The sequence below is a fragment of the Acinetobacter seohaensis genome (genome assembly GCF_056431365.1).
Genome location: NZ_JBWKMK010000138.1, coordinates 1 through 14075, shown reverse-complemented (window position 1 = coordinate 14075; position 14075 = coordinate 1). Strand labels below are relative to the sequence as shown.

The 14075-nt window shown below is 41.3% G+C and carries 13 protein-coding genes and 1 pseudogene; 8 read left to right on the top strand and 6 right to left on the bottom strand.

The window, feature by feature from the left end; translation table 11 throughout:
- The first annotated feature begins 6 nt into the window (after positions 1–6).
- Entirely contained in the window at positions 7–1641 is a 1635-nt protein-coding gene (gene nadB, locus AC07E5_RS13105) for an L-aspartate oxidase (protein ID WP_498625630.1), read from the top strand.
- Positions 1642–1819: 178 nt separating this feature from the next.
- Here nadB and mtlD read toward each other — a convergent pair whose 3' ends face one another.
- From mtlD to pabC, 5 genes are all read right to left on the bottom strand, one after another.
- Entirely contained in the window at positions 1820–3949 is a 2130-nt protein-coding gene (gene mtlD / locus AC07E5_RS13100; protein WP_498625628.1) for a bifunctional mannitol-1-phosphate dehydrogenase/phosphatase, read from the bottom strand.
- Positions 3950–4143: 194 nt separating this feature from the next.
- The gene (locus AC07E5_RS13095) at positions 4144–4554 is read right to left on the bottom strand and encodes a PaaI family thioesterase (RefSeq protein WP_004971730.1); all 411 of its coding nucleotides are present in this window, start codon (positions 4552–4554) and stop codon (positions 4144–4146) included.
- 130 nt (positions 4555–4684) lie between these two features.
- Positions 4685–5281, bottom strand: a complete 597-nt coding sequence (tmk, locus tag AC07E5_RS13090) for a dTMP kinase (RefSeq protein ID WP_207973534.1) — start codon at positions 5279–5281, stop codon at positions 4685–4687.
- Between the two features lie 2 nt (positions 5282–5283).
- The gene (gene mltG / locus AC07E5_RS13085) at positions 5284–6348 is read right to left on the bottom strand and encodes an endolytic transglycosylase MltG (protein WP_004971735.1); all 1065 of its coding nucleotides are present in this window, start codon (positions 6346–6348) and stop codon (positions 5284–5286) included.
- Positions 6341–7174 (bottom strand): aminodeoxychorismate lyase, encoded by an 834-nt coding sequence (gene pabC, locus AC07E5_RS13080; RefSeq protein WP_498625625.1) that lies wholly within the window; start codon positions 7172–7174, stop codon positions 6341–6343. Before pabC ends, mltG begins: the two co-directional genes overlap by 8 nt.
- A gap of 160 nt (positions 7175–7334) precedes the next feature.
- On the opposite strand from pabC, the gene AC07E5_RS13075 reads away from it, so the two are divergent.
- From AC07E5_RS13075 to AC07E5_RS13045, 7 genes are all read left to right on the top strand, one after another.
- Entirely contained in the window at positions 7335–8342 is a 1008-nt protein-coding gene (locus AC07E5_RS13075) for a sulfate ABC transporter substrate-binding protein (RefSeq protein WP_498625624.1), read from the top strand.
- 317 nt (positions 8343–8659) lie between these two features.
- The gene (locus tag AC07E5_RS13070; protein WP_498625622.1) at positions 8660–9265 is read left to right on the top strand and encodes an RBBP9/YdeN family alpha/beta hydrolase; all 606 of its coding nucleotides are present in this window, start codon (positions 8660–8662) and stop codon (positions 9263–9265) included.
- A gap of 87 nt (positions 9266–9352) precedes the next feature.
- Positions 9353–10186, top strand: coding sequence for a sulfate ABC transporter permease subunit CysT (gene cysT, locus AC07E5_RS13065; protein WP_004971748.1), 834 nt, complete (start codon positions 9353–9355; stop codon positions 10184–10186).
- Positions 10183–11076, top strand: a complete 894-nt coding sequence (gene cysW, locus AC07E5_RS13060) for a sulfate ABC transporter permease subunit CysW (RefSeq protein ID WP_104851751.1) — start codon at positions 10183–10185, stop codon at positions 11074–11076. Before cysT ends, cysW begins: the two co-directional genes overlap by 4 nt.
- 11 nt (positions 11077–11087) lie before the next feature.
- Positions 11088–12149: a sulfate/molybdate ABC transporter ATP-binding protein gene (locus AC07E5_RS13055; RefSeq protein ID WP_180059849.1), complete on the top strand. Its 1062-nt coding sequence runs from the start codon at positions 11088–11090 to the stop codon at positions 12147–12149.
- A gap of 52 nt (positions 12150–12201) precedes the next feature.
- Positions 12202–13125 (top strand): CysB family HTH-type transcriptional regulator, encoded by a 924-nt coding sequence (locus tag AC07E5_RS13050; protein WP_180168214.1) that lies wholly within the window; start codon positions 12202–12204, stop codon positions 13123–13125.
- Between the two features lie 184 nt (positions 13126–13309).
- Positions 13310–13969: a hypothetical protein gene (locus AC07E5_RS13045; protein WP_498625619.1), complete on the top strand. Its 660-nt coding sequence runs from the start codon at positions 13310–13312 to the stop codon at positions 13967–13969.
- Here AC07E5_RS13045 and AC07E5_RS13040 read toward each other — a convergent pair.
- Positions 13960–14075, bottom strand: a pseudogene (locus AC07E5_RS13040) (IS982 family transposase); the annotation flags it as partial. The gene AC07E5_RS13045 and the pseudogene AC07E5_RS13040 overlap by 10 nt on opposite strands.

The window sequence follows — 14075 nt, the reverse complement described above, 5'->3', positions numbered from 1 at the left end:
TAGCTGATGGACATGCCTAATTTAAACACAACACATCAATTTGATGTGATTATTGTGGGAAGTGGTGGTGCAGGTTTGAGTTTAGCGCTCTCATTACCCCAGCATTTCAATATTGCCGTTTTGGCGAAATCTACCCTTACTGAAGCCAGCACCTTTTACGCGCAAGGCGGTGTCGCGGCAGTTCTTGATGAAACAGATTCAATTGAACAACATATAGATGACACAATGATTGCAGGTGCGCATTTATGTGAAATGGATGCTGTCAAGCAAACCGTAGAAGGCGGCAAACCTTCGGTAGATTTTCTGCTGAAACAAGGTGTGCAATTTACTTTAGATGAACAAGAACAGTTGCACTTAACCCGTGAAGGCGGTCACTCACAGCGACGTATTATTCACGCTGCCGATGCAACAGGGCGCGCAATTTCGACCACTTTGGTACAACGTGCCCAAGAACATCAAAACATCACCATTTTTGAAAATTATATTGCGATTGACTTAATTACCTCGCAAAAATTAGGTTTAAATGAAAGTAATCGTGCTTTGGGCTTATATGCACTAGATGAAAACACACAAAAAGTGCATAGCTTCCTTGCACCATTTACCGCGCTTGCCTGCGGTGGTGCAATGAAAGCCTATCTATATACATCTAACCCAGACATTGCCACGGGTGATGGTATGGCCATGGCATACCGTGCGGGTTGCCGTGTGGCAAATATGGAATTTAACCAATTCCATCCGACCTGTTTGTATCATCCTCAGGCGCGTTCCTTTTTAATCACCGAAGCCATGCGTGGTGAAGGTGCATATTTACGTTTACCCGATGGTGAGCGTTTTATGCTGCGTTTTGATGAGCGTGCAGAATTGGCGCCACGCGACATTGTAGCACGTGCAATTGACTATGAAATCAAACGCTTAGGTATTCGTCATGTGTGGTTAGACATCACCCATAAACCTTCAGAGTTTGTGAAGGAACACTTCCCAACGCTGTATGCACGTTTACTGGAATTGGGCATTGATATCACCACCGATATGATTCCTGTTGTACCTGCTGCCCACTACACTTGTGGCGGAGTAATGGTGGATGAACATAGCCAAACCGATATTGCTGGTTTATATGCGATTGGTGAAACTTCTTATACAGGTTTACATGGTGCTAACCGCATGGCAAGTAACTCTCTTTTAGAATGTTTTGTATATGGAATGGCAGCGGCCAAACATATTGAAGCACATCACACTACAGATTATTGCTCACCTGAAGTTCCTGCTTGGGATGATTCTCAAGTGACCAACCCTGATGAAGATGTTGTAATTTTACAAAACTGGGATGAACTTCGTGCAACCATGTGGAACTACGTCGGTATTGTACGCACCACTAAGCGTTTAGAACGTGCTTTGCACCGTATTGAAATGCTAAAACGTGAAATCACCGAGTATTATCAGGACTATCAAGTCAGTAAAAACTTGATTGAGCTGCGTAATTTGGTTCTGGTTTCTGAAATGATTGTGCGCTGTGCCATGCAACGCAAAGAATCGCGTGGTTTACACTTCACGCTAGATTATCCTGAACTCGCACCTGAATTGCGTAAGACTGTGCTTATTCCACCAAATTTCCAAGTGGAAACCCCATTGGTGAATGAGTGATCTGATTACTTGTTACACAACAGCATTTGCATAAAAGTATCTGTGAATAAAGTGCATTTGAATTCTAATGCAAGAAAGCACCGAATCGTGTTCCATAACACGATTCGGTATTTTATCATTTTGAATATGATGACGTTAACTTACTAAACCTCCCCCCAAGAATTCATCAAGTTGATTTTTAGATTACGGCTGCAACTTGAGTACCATCTTGAATAAATGCTTCTAAGCGAACTTGACCAGCCAATAGTTGCTGTAATTGGTGGCTAATTATGTACTGCAATTGCTGCCGTGTTTGTTCGTCTATAGGCGCATTTTGCAATTGTTTTGACAAATGCTGTAATGCTGCTTGAGCCCCCAACTGCTGCATTTTAATTGCATACAGATAGCCCAACACCACTCCTTTCTGCACATAATTTGCAGCTAAATCATGCTGCAGATGATAAATCAAAGCACCCATCACCCGTTCATTGGCTGAGAGTTTACGCAAAGGGTCACGTGCCACACGCTGACACGGGTCTTTATAGGCATGTTCACATGAGTCCAGAAAGCTCTGTGCCAGATGCTTTAAGTTTTGCTGACGATGCGGCAACTGTGCAGCTAATCCCAACGCTACTTGTGCCGAAACAGCGCGGGTAAAATCTGCAACCAATGGGTCTGCCATTGCGACACCAATACTGTTATGCCCTATTAAACTGGATAACCAAGCCATCATGGCATGTACACCATTCCATAAACGATTTTTAATGAGTTGGATTTCGGCAATATCATCTACCAAAATCATTTGACGCATGTGTTGCAATAATGGACTGGCATTTTCCACATAAATAGGCATGTCACTTTCAGCATGAAATAAAATTAAATCCATACTTTGCAAAATGTGACTGGGCTGAAAATTGCGTCTTAAATCTTCTACATATAAGGTGGCTTGACGCTCTTGCTCAGGCTGCAATCGAGTATTGTCTTCAATTTCAATTGGCTCTGCTTCGTCATCCAACTGAAATTGCTTAAAAATATTATACTTGATGCGTAATTGGCGATATAAGTTTTGATCGCTTAATTTAGAGACCATTCTATTTACGACAGTATCGCAAAAATAATGCTGCGCCATAATTTTGGCTGCCGTATCGGGATCCAACAACGCCTCTAACGCCTGATGAATATGCGTCATCAAGAGCTGTTTTGCCCCAACTTTATTTAAAATTACCAAAATAGTTAAAGGCTGATGGAGTTCAAATTGCGCTATAAAACGGGCATATAAGCCCTGCGCAATTACTTTAGCCTCTTGCTGTAAAGCATGTTCAGGCAAACATAATGCAATTAGGCTCGACTCCACATACATTTGCTGCATCTGCTGCAAGTTCTCCGCATCAATGATGTGCATATTTTCAATTCGTTCATCATAAGAACATTGTCCATAACGAATTGAATACGTTCCAAAGGCGTTTACTGCAGAACGATATAAGGTATTCCGTGTAGAAGCATAAATACGTTTAGGACGGGTATAGCCATCCCAGTGCGATAAAATTTGGGCCAAATAGCCCCCACCTATTGCACCAAAACCATGAATCCCCACACTCAACTGATTTAAAGTTTGCGGGAAGGCCTCTTGTAAACTCGGCATTTCCAATACAGGAATAACTTGATTTAAGTCATCTAAATAAGCTTGCATACTTGCGTAATAATGCTGCGTGAGTGACAACATATTAGCATTAGGTTTTTTTATATCCCGAAATAGTATGGTTATGCCACCCGCTGCATGTGCAGATTTGATTCCATTTTCAGAATCTTCCAGCATGAAACATTCGCTGGGTTCTAGATTAATTTTTTGTGCGGCTGTTATAAAAATTTCAGGATGTGGCTTGCCCTGTTGCACCTCATCGCCACAAACTAATACATCAAAAAACTTATAGACATTGGCATTAATCAAATATTCTTCGGCAATGGCACGACGACTAGACGTAGCAACCGCCATTCTCAAGCCAGACTTTCGTAACCGCTCTAATACCTGCAACAAACCTTTTTTAATGGGCACACCAAAATTGCGCACACTTTCTAGTTCTAGTTCATCAGCACGCTGACGGATCTCACGGTAAGGAATGTCTGCACTATATTCTGCTTGCGCCAGTTGTTCAGCGCTCTTTGCACTCAAACCCAAACATTGCATGAGGTATACGTCTGAAAATTCAACGCCAATGAGCTCCTGAGATGCCTGCTTCAATGTTTGAAACCGTAATCGTTCAGTATCAAACATTGTTCCATCCATATCAAAGATTGCTCCATGAACAATATTGTTCTTAAATTTAAGCATTTAGCTCCCTTGTTTTATCACTTACGGGTTGCTAGCTTAGACAAAAGCAGATTTGATCTATATGAAAAACATAAAATGAAATATTTGTGATTATTTTTTAACCAATCAAACCCTGATTTTCATGTGGTATGTGTACATATGTAACCACATGGTAAATATAAGTAACTAAAATTAAGATAAAGCTGACTTTATTCTCAGCCAATCTGTGGAATCGAATACGTCCCTGTGACATGCGCCACGGCATCATCTACACCTTCGGAATATACCCAAACCTCACCGACCACGAGGTTTTTCCCTACTTTCATTAAGCGACATTCACCACGTAAATTGCGCCCTGCTGCGGGCTTGCGTAAAAAGTTAATGTTTAAGTTGCTCGTGACCGCTAAAGCCACCAACCCCAACTCTCCTAAAATGGCGATATAAAGTGCATAGTCTGCAACAGTCATCATAGTCGGCCCCGATACTGTGCCACCTGGGCGTAAATCACGTTCATCGATGTGATAATTTACCAATGCGCCACGTGGCGTGATGGACACAATTTCACATTTTTCCAGACTTTGCGGAAACTCTACTTTTAAAAATTCAATAATTTCTTCTTTGGTCATACTTACTATTCGCTATTTTTAAAATAAAAAAATCTTCTAAAGCATTTCCACTATAGAAGATTTTTCCATTTAATCAAATGTATAACTATGACCAATTGGCTTATTATGCATTTGTTTGTTATACCTTCGCTTACAAATAGTCCATCGCCTGTGCAAATACTTGATCAGGGTTTTGTGTTGCATCTAAACGCTTCACTCGCTCAGGATGTCGCTCCCACAAAGTTTGATAGCCGCCTCTTACTTTCTCAAAGAAAGTTGCTTTCTCTTGTTCAAAACGGTCAAGCTCTCCACGCGCTCGTGCACGGGTCATACCCAGTTCAATCGGTGCATCGAGCCAAAAAGTTAAGTCAGGCATACGTGTGACAAAGTTATTATTTAAAGTCTGCAACTTGCTTTCACTCAAACCACGTCCCGCACATTGATAAGCAAAACTGGCATCACTAAAACGGTCACATAGCACGGTTTTTCCTGCAGCAAGTGCTGGTAAAATCACCTGATCTAAATGCTGAGCACGCGCTGCATACATCAACAATAACTCAGTGTCTGAACACATTTTTTCTTCATGGTTGACCGCGAGCAACAAAGCACGAATTTGCTCTGCCATAGAGGTTCCACCCGGTTCACGGGTTAAAACCACCGACTGACCTTGTGCAGTAAAATAATCATGAATACGGCGAATAAGTGTAGTTTTGCCTACCCCTTCAGTACCTTCAAAACTGATAAACATGCTTATTCCCCTGATTTTTTTGTGCGTAGTACGTTTAAATATTCCTGTACGGCACGGTTATGATCTTGCAAATTGGTGCTAAATTTATGCCCACCATTACCTGTCGCGACAAAATAAATATTGTCAGATTGGTCTGGATGCATAGCCGCTTCAATGGCTTTTTGACTTGGCAAAGCAATTGGTGTTGGCGTTAAGCCACTCATGGTATAGGTGTTGTATGGCGTTGGAGTGCGCAAATCCTGACGGGTGATATTGCCCTGATAACGATCTCCCATACCATAAATCACGGTTGGGTCAGTCTGTAAACGCATCCCCAGTTTTAAACGACGTACAAACACACCCGAAACCTGCTCTAATTCAGCATCAACATTGGTTTCTTTTTCAATAATAGATGCCATGATTAAAGCTTCATATTTATTTTTATAGGGCAAATCTGCTGCACGATTATTCCAAGCATCATCCAATGATTTCATTTGACGCTGATATAAATCGGTTAAAATTTTACGGTCAGTTTCACCTTTGGCAAAGAAATAAGTATTCGGCGCAAATAAACCTTCGGGATGTGTAAAAGGAATATTTAAAGCTTTTAGCATTTGATCATATGGCAAATGCGACACTTCTTTGGTGACTAACTCATCTTTCTTTAACGCATCAATCAATTGTTTAAAAGTCGTGCCTTCGATCACCAAAATACGGTTCATTTGTGCATTTTCAGCATTGGCGATCATTTCCATAACCTGACGTACACTCATACCCTGACGAACTTCATACACGCCTTTTTTCATGCTGTCGTGAATCATCACCCGTTGATAGAGCTTTAAAACAATTGGAAAATTCACATGATCTTGTTCTGCCAAACGATCAATAAAGCGTGAATAGGTATCACCATCATTAATTGCCAATAATTGTTTTTTGCCTTCAATAGGATAATCTTTAAATAAGCTTGACCATAAGATCATGCCAATGACCAAAAACAGTCCGAGTACAAAAATAAGCGCACCCTGAATAGCACGCTTAGACCATATAGGTTTGGTTTTCTTTTTAGATTTTGATGGACGCTTAGACATAAGAATGAATCTGATTCAGTTGAAGTTGCTTAAATAGTTCCACACACGGCTGCACATCTAAAACCTGCTGCCCTAAATGGCTGACAATTTTCATGGGCGTTAAGGCATTACAGAAAAACAGACTTTGAATCTGCGCAATTTCCGAAACATGAACATCACGCTGTTCACAATGCAAATTCTGTTGTTGCATGCGCGATAAAATTTCTGCCCGCATGACACCGTGCACGCCATTATAACCAAGTTGCGGAGTAATCCATGTATTGTTTATACGAATGAAACAATTACTACTCACACCTTCAACCACACTGCCCTGTACATCAGTAACCAAAGCTTCTGTCCAGCCTTTTTGATCGGCTTCTTGTTTGAGCAATACCTGTTCAATTCGGTTTAGACTTTTCAGCCCAACTAAATTCGGCATGCTCAGTCCAATCGCTTGAGTCAAGACGCCACTTTGAATGATGTCATAATGATATGCCATATCTAAAGATGCTTGCACTTGTGGATAGAAAAACACCCAAACATCGGCAGGATGATCAGGCAAGCTGTAGCCACGCTGCCCCACACCACGACTTAAAACAATCTTCAAAGTACCATTTAACTCGCCATGCGCCTGCTTTAAAAGTGTCAGCGTTTCAGTGATTAACTCAAGATTGGCATTTAAAGAAAGTTGGCGATTGGCATATTGCAAACGCGCCAAATGGCGGTCAAATAATTCAATTTGATTTTGGCGAAAACGTGCAGTGCTAAAGCATCCATCACCATAATGAAACGCGCGATCTAACACATGAATCTGCTCGGTAGGCTTGGCATTTTTATAACACTGCATGGAAGAAGTACTCGTTATTTATCTCTAAATATAGAAAACAATGAAGAAATTTATATTTATCATTTACTGATATTCACCGCATTTTAAATTATTTTTTCAGCAAATAGACTACCGATATGCTTGCCTCATTCAACAACAGATTTAATACCTGAGGTCAAACATGAACTTTACAAAACTGAAAATTGGACTACTGGCAGCCGTACTTTCGGCAACAACTCTGAGCGTTTCTGCAAAAGACTTTCTGAATGTTTCCTACGATCCAACCCGTGAATTATACGATAACTTTAACAAAGATTTTGGTGCGTACTGGAAAAAAGCCATCGGGCAAAACATTAACTTTAAACAATCACATGGCGGTTCGGGCAAACAGGCACGTGCGGTGATTGATGGTCTAGGTGCCGATGTCGTGACTTTGGCACTGGCTGCCGATATTGATGAAATTGCCAAACGCGGTCTATTACCTAAAGACTGGCAAAAGAAATTTCCGTACAACTCGACCCCTTATACATCCACAATTGTATTTTTGGTGCGTAAAGGCAATCCGAAAGCGATTCAAGATTGGAGCGATTTGGTCAAACCTGGTGTGGAAATCATTACTCCAAATCCAAAAACATCTGGCGGTGCACGCTGGAACTATTTGGCAGCGTGGGCATGGGCAAAACATCAACCTGCGGGCAGTGATGCCAAAGCGCAAGAGTTTGTTCGCCAAATTTATAAACAAACCAAAGTATTGGATTCAGGCGCACGTGGCTCAACCACCACTTTTGCAGAACGTGGCATTGGTGATGTTTTGTTAGCTTGGGAAAATGAAGCCTATTTAGCCGTGCGTGAACAACCGGGTAAATTTGAGATCATCACACCTTCTCTATCTATTTTGGCTGAACCGCCTGTGGCGATTGTAGAGAAAAATGTGCAAAAAGATGGCAATCAACACTTAGCCAAAGCCTATTTAAACTATCTCTATTCGCCTGCGGGTCAAAACATTGCTGCGAAGAATTATTACCGACCACGTAATGCTACGGTGTTGGCACAATATAAGTCGCAATTTAAACCATTGAAGTTGGTGACGATTGATCAAGAGTTTGGTGGATGGAGCAAAGTTCAGAAGCAACACTTTGAAAATGGTGGCATTTTCGACCAGCTTGTCAAAGCCAATCAAACCAAATAATACTGAAAGGCAAATCATACTAAAGCGATAGCTGAAAACACCCAAATTGAAAAATGCGGGTGTTTTCACAAACGCATTTTTACCTGATTCACATATATCTCTTTTATTCATATAAAATTCATTTTTAATTATTTTTTTTGCATAGAAACTCTAGTTATCCTTGTTGCAGATTATTTAAAACATGAATTTTACAGCATTATCTTACTGAGTTTTGAATCCAAGTGATCACAGCCAAAGCTGAAAATGATGGGTTCAATTCATATTCAAGCGTTATTCAGATCATTATTTCAGGCTGAAATATGCGAAGGAGCATCGACATGATTCATACCGTAATTGTTCCAGGTGTAGGTGGCAGTGAATATGCGCACTGGCAATCTTGGTTACAACGACAACTCATGTCTTGCTCGCGTGTACAACAGTCAGACTGGAATAGCCCAATTTTACAGAACTGGGTTGCTGAATTTGTCAAAACAGTTGCCCCGATTCAGAATGATATTCAAATTGTGGCGCACAGCTTTGGTTGTCTGACCACAGTGGCAGCCTTAGCACAGCACACTGAGCTTCAGGCGAAAATTAAAAATTTGGTTTTGGTTGCGCCTGCCAACCCTGCCCGTTTTGGTGAATCTGGTTTTGCAGAACACAGTCAAAGCAATTATTCGGCTTATTTTCAGCAACTTAAATTGGCTGTACCGACACGCTTATTGATCAGTGAAAATGACCCGTGGCTAAGTTTTGCAGATGCACAGGCACTTGCCCAAGCATGGCAATTAACACCTATTAATTTAGGACGAGTGGGTCATATTAATGTTGCATCAGGCTTTGGGGCATTTCCAGAAATTTATGATTATTTGATTGCAGAAAATATGCAATCACATATCAGTATTTCTGATAACAACAAGTATTTATTCAAATTTGCAATTTAATCTTCGCAAATTATGCTTGTGCCGAATTTATCTTTTACTTTTATCTGTTTGTTTTCAAACACTCATTCTCTCTTTTGAGGAGTCATCATGTCGCAGCGATCCAAAGTGCTGCCAGGATTTGGTCTTTCTCTAGGCTTTACCCTAGCGTATTTATCCTTAATTGTTCTTATTCCCTTATCGGCTGTATTTATTAAATCGCTGGGTATCGGTTGGGATGGTTTATGGGAAATTTTAAGTTCAGAACGTATCCAAAAATCTTTGCAACTCAGTTTTAGCGCTGCGCTCATTGCAGCCTTTATTAATGTCGTCTTCGGCTTATTATTGGCATGGTGTTTGGTACGATACAGCTTTCCGGGCAAACGTATTATAGATTCTTTGGTCGATTTACCTTTTGCATTGCCTACTGCAGTTGCGGGTATTGCCCTGACTTCTTTATACGCACCGACTGGCTGGATTGGACAATATTTAGAACCATTAGGCATTAAAGTCGCGTATACCCCTATCGGGATTACCCTTGCCCTGATTTTTATTGGTATTCCATTTGTTGTGCGTACCGTGCAACCCGTACTCAGTGACTTAGAAACCGAGTTGGAAGAAGCAGCATCTGCGCTAGGGGCTAACCGCTTTCAAATTGTCACCAAAGTGATTTTCCCTATTTTATTGCCTGCACTGATTACAGGTTTTGCCCTCGCATTTGCGCGTGGCGTAGGTGAATATGGCTCGGTGATTTTCATTGCAGGTAACCAACCATTTAAAACTGAAATTGCACCCTTAATGATTATTTCTCGTTTAGAAGAATATGACTACGCAGGTGCAACCACAATTGCTGTGGTGATGTTGCTGATTTCTTTTGTCATGCTGTTCTTAATTAACTTATTACAAGCATGGGCAAGTCGTCGCACAGGGAGAACTGCACGATGAGTTTAAATACCAACAGCAATGCTTTGGCTGAAAAACTACAATCACGCGATGCAACACGTGAACCGACTTGGGTACGCTATACCCTGATTGCAATTGCCTTCATTTTCTTCTTAAGCTGTCTGATTTTGCCGCTGATTTTGGTTTTTGTAGAAGCCTTTAAACAAGGCATTGGTGTCTATGCACAAGCATTGGTGCATCCTGACACTTTATCAGCAGTGAAATTAACCTTACTCACTGCAGCCATTGCCGTGCCTTTAAACGTGATATTTGGTATTGCCGCAGCGTGGTCAGTGGCGAAATTCAATTTCCGTGGCAAGTCAATTCTCACCACCTTAATTGATATGCCTTTTTCAGTTTCTCCTGTCATTGCAGGTTTAATGCTAGTCCTGATTTTTGGCACACAAGGCTGGATGGGCGGCTGGTTGATGGAACACGACATCAAAGTTTTATATGCCGTGCCTGCAATTGTGATTGCCACCATCTTCATTACTGTACCTTTTGTGGCGCGTGAATTGATTCCTTTAATGGAAGCGCAAGGCACAGAGGAAGAAGAAGCTGCGATTGTATTAGGTGCATCGGGTTGGCAGACCTTCTGGAAAGTCACTTTGCCAAATATAAAATGGGGTTTAATTTACGGCGTGATTCTGTGTAATGCCCGCGCAATGGGTGAGTTTGGCGCGGTATCTGTGGTATCGGGGCATATTCGCGGAGAAACCAACACCCTACCGCTGCACGTCGAAATTCTCTATAACGAATATACCTTTAGTGCTGCGTTTGCGGTGTCCTCTCTCTTGGCACTTCTCGCAATTGTGACCCTGATTTTAAAAACTTGGGTTGAAATTCGCCAAGAAAAGCAAAACCAACGCAATGAAGATTCAACTGTTTCTTAAGGAATGACCGCATGAGTATTCAAGTTAAAAATATTGAAAAAAATTTTGGTGCATTCCATGCACTTAAAGACATCTCCCTCGATTTTCCAGATGGCCAACTGGTGGCGCTGCTTGGGCCTTCAGGCTGTGGTAAAACCACCTTGTTGCGTATTATTGCAGGATTAGAGTCGGCAGATCGTGGGCAAGTGATATTAGAGGGTCAGGATGCAACCGATGTGCATGTGCGCGAACGTCAAGTTGGATTCGTTTTCCAACACTATGCCCTTTTCCGCCACATGACCGTATTTGACAATATCGCATTTGGTTTACGGGTACGTCCACGTGCAACCCGACCTTCAGAAGCCGAGATTAAAAAGCGTGTTATGCGTTTACTCGACTTGGTACAGTTAAGCTTTTTAGCAGACCGTTATCCTGCACAATTATCGGGTGGACAACGTCAACGTATTGCTTTGGCACGTGCCTTAGCGGTAGAACCACGCGTATTGTTATTGGATGAACCTTTTGGTGCGCTTGATGCCAAAGTGCGTAAAGAATTACGTCGTTGGTTAAGAACTTTGCATGATGAATTACACATCACTTCAATTTTCGTGACCCACGATCAGGAAGAAGCACTCGAAGTTGCCGATCAAATTATTGTCATGAACAAAGGTAATGTCGAACAAATTGGTTCACCGCGTGAAGTGTATGAACAGCCTGCAACTCCGTTTGTATTTGACTTCTTAGGTCAAGCCAACCGTTTTGAAGGACAACATCATCAAGGGGTTGTGCAAATTGGTGAAGATCGCGTACAACTTCTCAATCAACCAAATGCACCACAAGGCAAAGTGATTGCATTTGCGCGTCCAGATGAGTTGCATATTCATGCCCAACCACAGGAAAATACCATTCAAGCGACCTTCTTACGTGAGGTTTGGATTGCTGGTAAAGTAGTTGCAGAATTGCAAGATCGTCAAGGGAATTTGATTGAAATTGCACTCACCGCAGATGAAGCGAAACTGCACCAATTCCGCCCAAATCAAACGGTTTGGTTAAGTGTAATCACTTTACATTTATTTGAAAATCAAGTCGCATAAGGACATCAAGATGGAGCCTAACCCGCTCCATCCTTTTTAGGGTTGCACCACTATGAATTTCCAACAACTTAGAATTATTAGAGAAACCGTTCGGCAAAACTTTAATTTAACCGAAGCGTCTGCAGCACTATACACCTCTCAATCGGGCGTGAGTAAGCACATTAAAGACCTTGAAGATGAGCTTGGTGTGCAGCTTTTTGTGCGCAAAGGCAAACGTCTACTAGGTTTAACCGAGCCAGGACAAGCGTTGCTAAGTATTGTCGAACGCATGTTGGTTGATGCAGATAACATTAAACGCCTTGCTGATGACTTTAATAAAGTAGATGAAGGCACGCTCACCATTGCGACTACACATACCCAAGCGCGTTATGTGCTGCCGCCTATTGTGAATTTGTTTAAAAAAGAATTCCCTAAAGTACATTTGATTTTGCAACAAGCCAGCCCTGTAGAAATTGCCGAAATGCTGCTGCAAGGTGAAGCCGATATTGGTATTGCAACTGAATCTCTAACCACTGAAGAGAACTTAGCAAGTGTGCCTTATTATGACTGGTGTCACAGCATTATTACCCCACAAGATCATCCTTTAGCCAGTAAAACTGAGATCAGCCTGACCGATTTGGCAGAATATCCAATCATCACTTATCACGGCGGCTTTACGGGACGTTCTAAAATTGACAAAGCATTTACCGATGCAGGAATTGATGTCAATATCGTCATGTCTGCACTTGATGCAGATGTCATTAAAACCTATGTTGAATTGGGCATGGGCGTAGGTGTGGTGAACAATGTGGCATACGATGCAGAACGCGATTACCGTCTAAAACAAATCCAGACCGATATTTTTGGGGTAAACACCACATGGATTGCGGTTCGCAAAGGACATTTACTACGTGGCTATGGCTATGAGTTTATTTCTTTATGTGCACCAAATGCCGATATTAAAGCGTTAAAGCGCATTGCTTATCCTGACGAATAACCCCATTCACATAAGAGAGCGCATTCGCTCTCTTATGTTTCATTATTTCGCCACGATCTTCGTTTATCTTAAAACAGGAAAATAATGTTTTAAATTGATTCAAATTATGCATAAAATATAATCAACAATAAAAATGATTATTTGATTTTAAACACGATTCTATCACTCAAATGCGGGACGTCACATGAAATATCATCTTTGCACTGCATGCTTGTACGTCCTGCCCATAGTGTATAGTCATGCTGCAGCTCTAGAACAAAGCCATCAATCTGTAAGCGCCTTTTTACAAGAAAATAATTATGCAGAAATAACCTTGCTTTATTTAGAGCCGAATGTTTCTGGGCAAGTACAATATCAACAACAACTCCGTGAACTGGGAGTTACTGATTTTTCGACTGGAGATTTGGTCGAAAGCAAACATTTCATCAATGCGGGCTTAAAATTACAGCTTAGCCCACAACTTTCCTTTGGTTTATTATTCGACCAACCGTTTGGTGGGCGGGTTAATTATCAATATACCCCTGAAATTTATGCTGAAAAAATAGAAATTGAGTCCAGTCATATTCAGTTTGACAGTCGCAATATGACTGCACTAATCGGCTATCAACCTACCCCTCGCTGGAATTTTTTTACAGGTATTAGCTGGCAAGACTTTAAAGGCTATTTAGAGGTTTTTGGACAAGATTATGCTGTGTTTAATGGTTATAGCGTAGCATTTGAACGTGATTCTGCCCTAGGTTGGTTAACAGGATTTAGTTATCAAATTCCAGAGTATGCATTTAAAACCGCAGTGACTTATCGCGCTAAAATTAAACATCGTCTAAATAACCCCAGTTACGGATAAGCCAAAGATTTAATCACATGAATTTTAGGCTTATTCTTTTGGCAAAGTTGATACGCACATAGTGAAGAAAATACGCCTGCTAAAAAACCAGCAATCGAACGATGTT

Excerpts from the sequence above, each read along its gene's own strand:
- nadB (WP_498625630.1), top strand. The coding sequence starts at position 7 with ATGGACATGCCTAATTTAAACACAACACATCAATTTGATGTGATTATT.
- AC07E5_RS13095 (WP_004971730.1), bottom strand. The coding sequence starts at position 4,554 with ATGACCAAAGAAGAAATTATTGAATTTTTAAAAGTAGAGTTTCCGCAA.
- cysT (WP_004971748.1), top strand. The coding sequence starts at position 9,353 with ATGTCGCAGCGATCCAAAGTGCTGCCAGGATTTGGTCTTTCTCTAGGC.
- pabC (WP_498625625.1), bottom strand. The coding sequence starts at position 7,174 with ATGCAGTGTTATAAAAATGCCAAGCCTACCGAGCAGATTCATGTGTTA.
- tmk (WP_207973534.1), bottom strand. The coding sequence starts at position 5,281 with ATGTTTATCAGTTTTGAAGGTACTGAAGGGGTAGGCAAAACTACACTT.
- cysW (WP_104851751.1), top strand. The coding sequence starts at position 10,183 with ATGAGTTTAAATACCAACAGCAATGCTTTGGCTGAAAAACTACAATCA.
- AC07E5_RS13070 (WP_498625622.1), top strand. The coding sequence starts at position 8,660 with ATGATTCATACCGTAATTGTTCCAGGTGTAGGTGGCAGTGAATATGCG.
- AC07E5_RS13045 (WP_498625619.1), top strand. The coding sequence starts at position 13,310 with ATGAAATATCATCTTTGCACTGCATGCTTGTACGTCCTGCCCATAGTG.
- AC07E5_RS13075 (WP_498625624.1), top strand. The coding sequence starts at position 7,335 with ATGAACTTTACAAAACTGAAAATTGGACTACTGGCAGCCGTACTTTCG.
- AC07E5_RS13055 (WP_180059849.1), top strand. The coding sequence starts at position 11,088 with ATGAGTATTCAAGTTAAAAATATTGAAAAAAATTTTGGTGCATTCCAT.
- AC07E5_RS13050 (WP_180168214.1), top strand. The coding sequence starts at position 12,202 with ATGAATTTCCAACAACTTAGAATTATTAGAGAAACCGTTCGGCAAAAC.
- mtlD (WP_498625628.1), bottom strand. The coding sequence starts at position 3,949 with ATGCTTAAATTTAAGAACAATATTGTTCATGGAGCAATCTTTGATATG.
- mltG (WP_004971735.1), bottom strand. The coding sequence starts at position 6,348 with ATGTCTAAGCGTCCATCAAAATCTAAAAAGAAAACCAAACCTATATGG.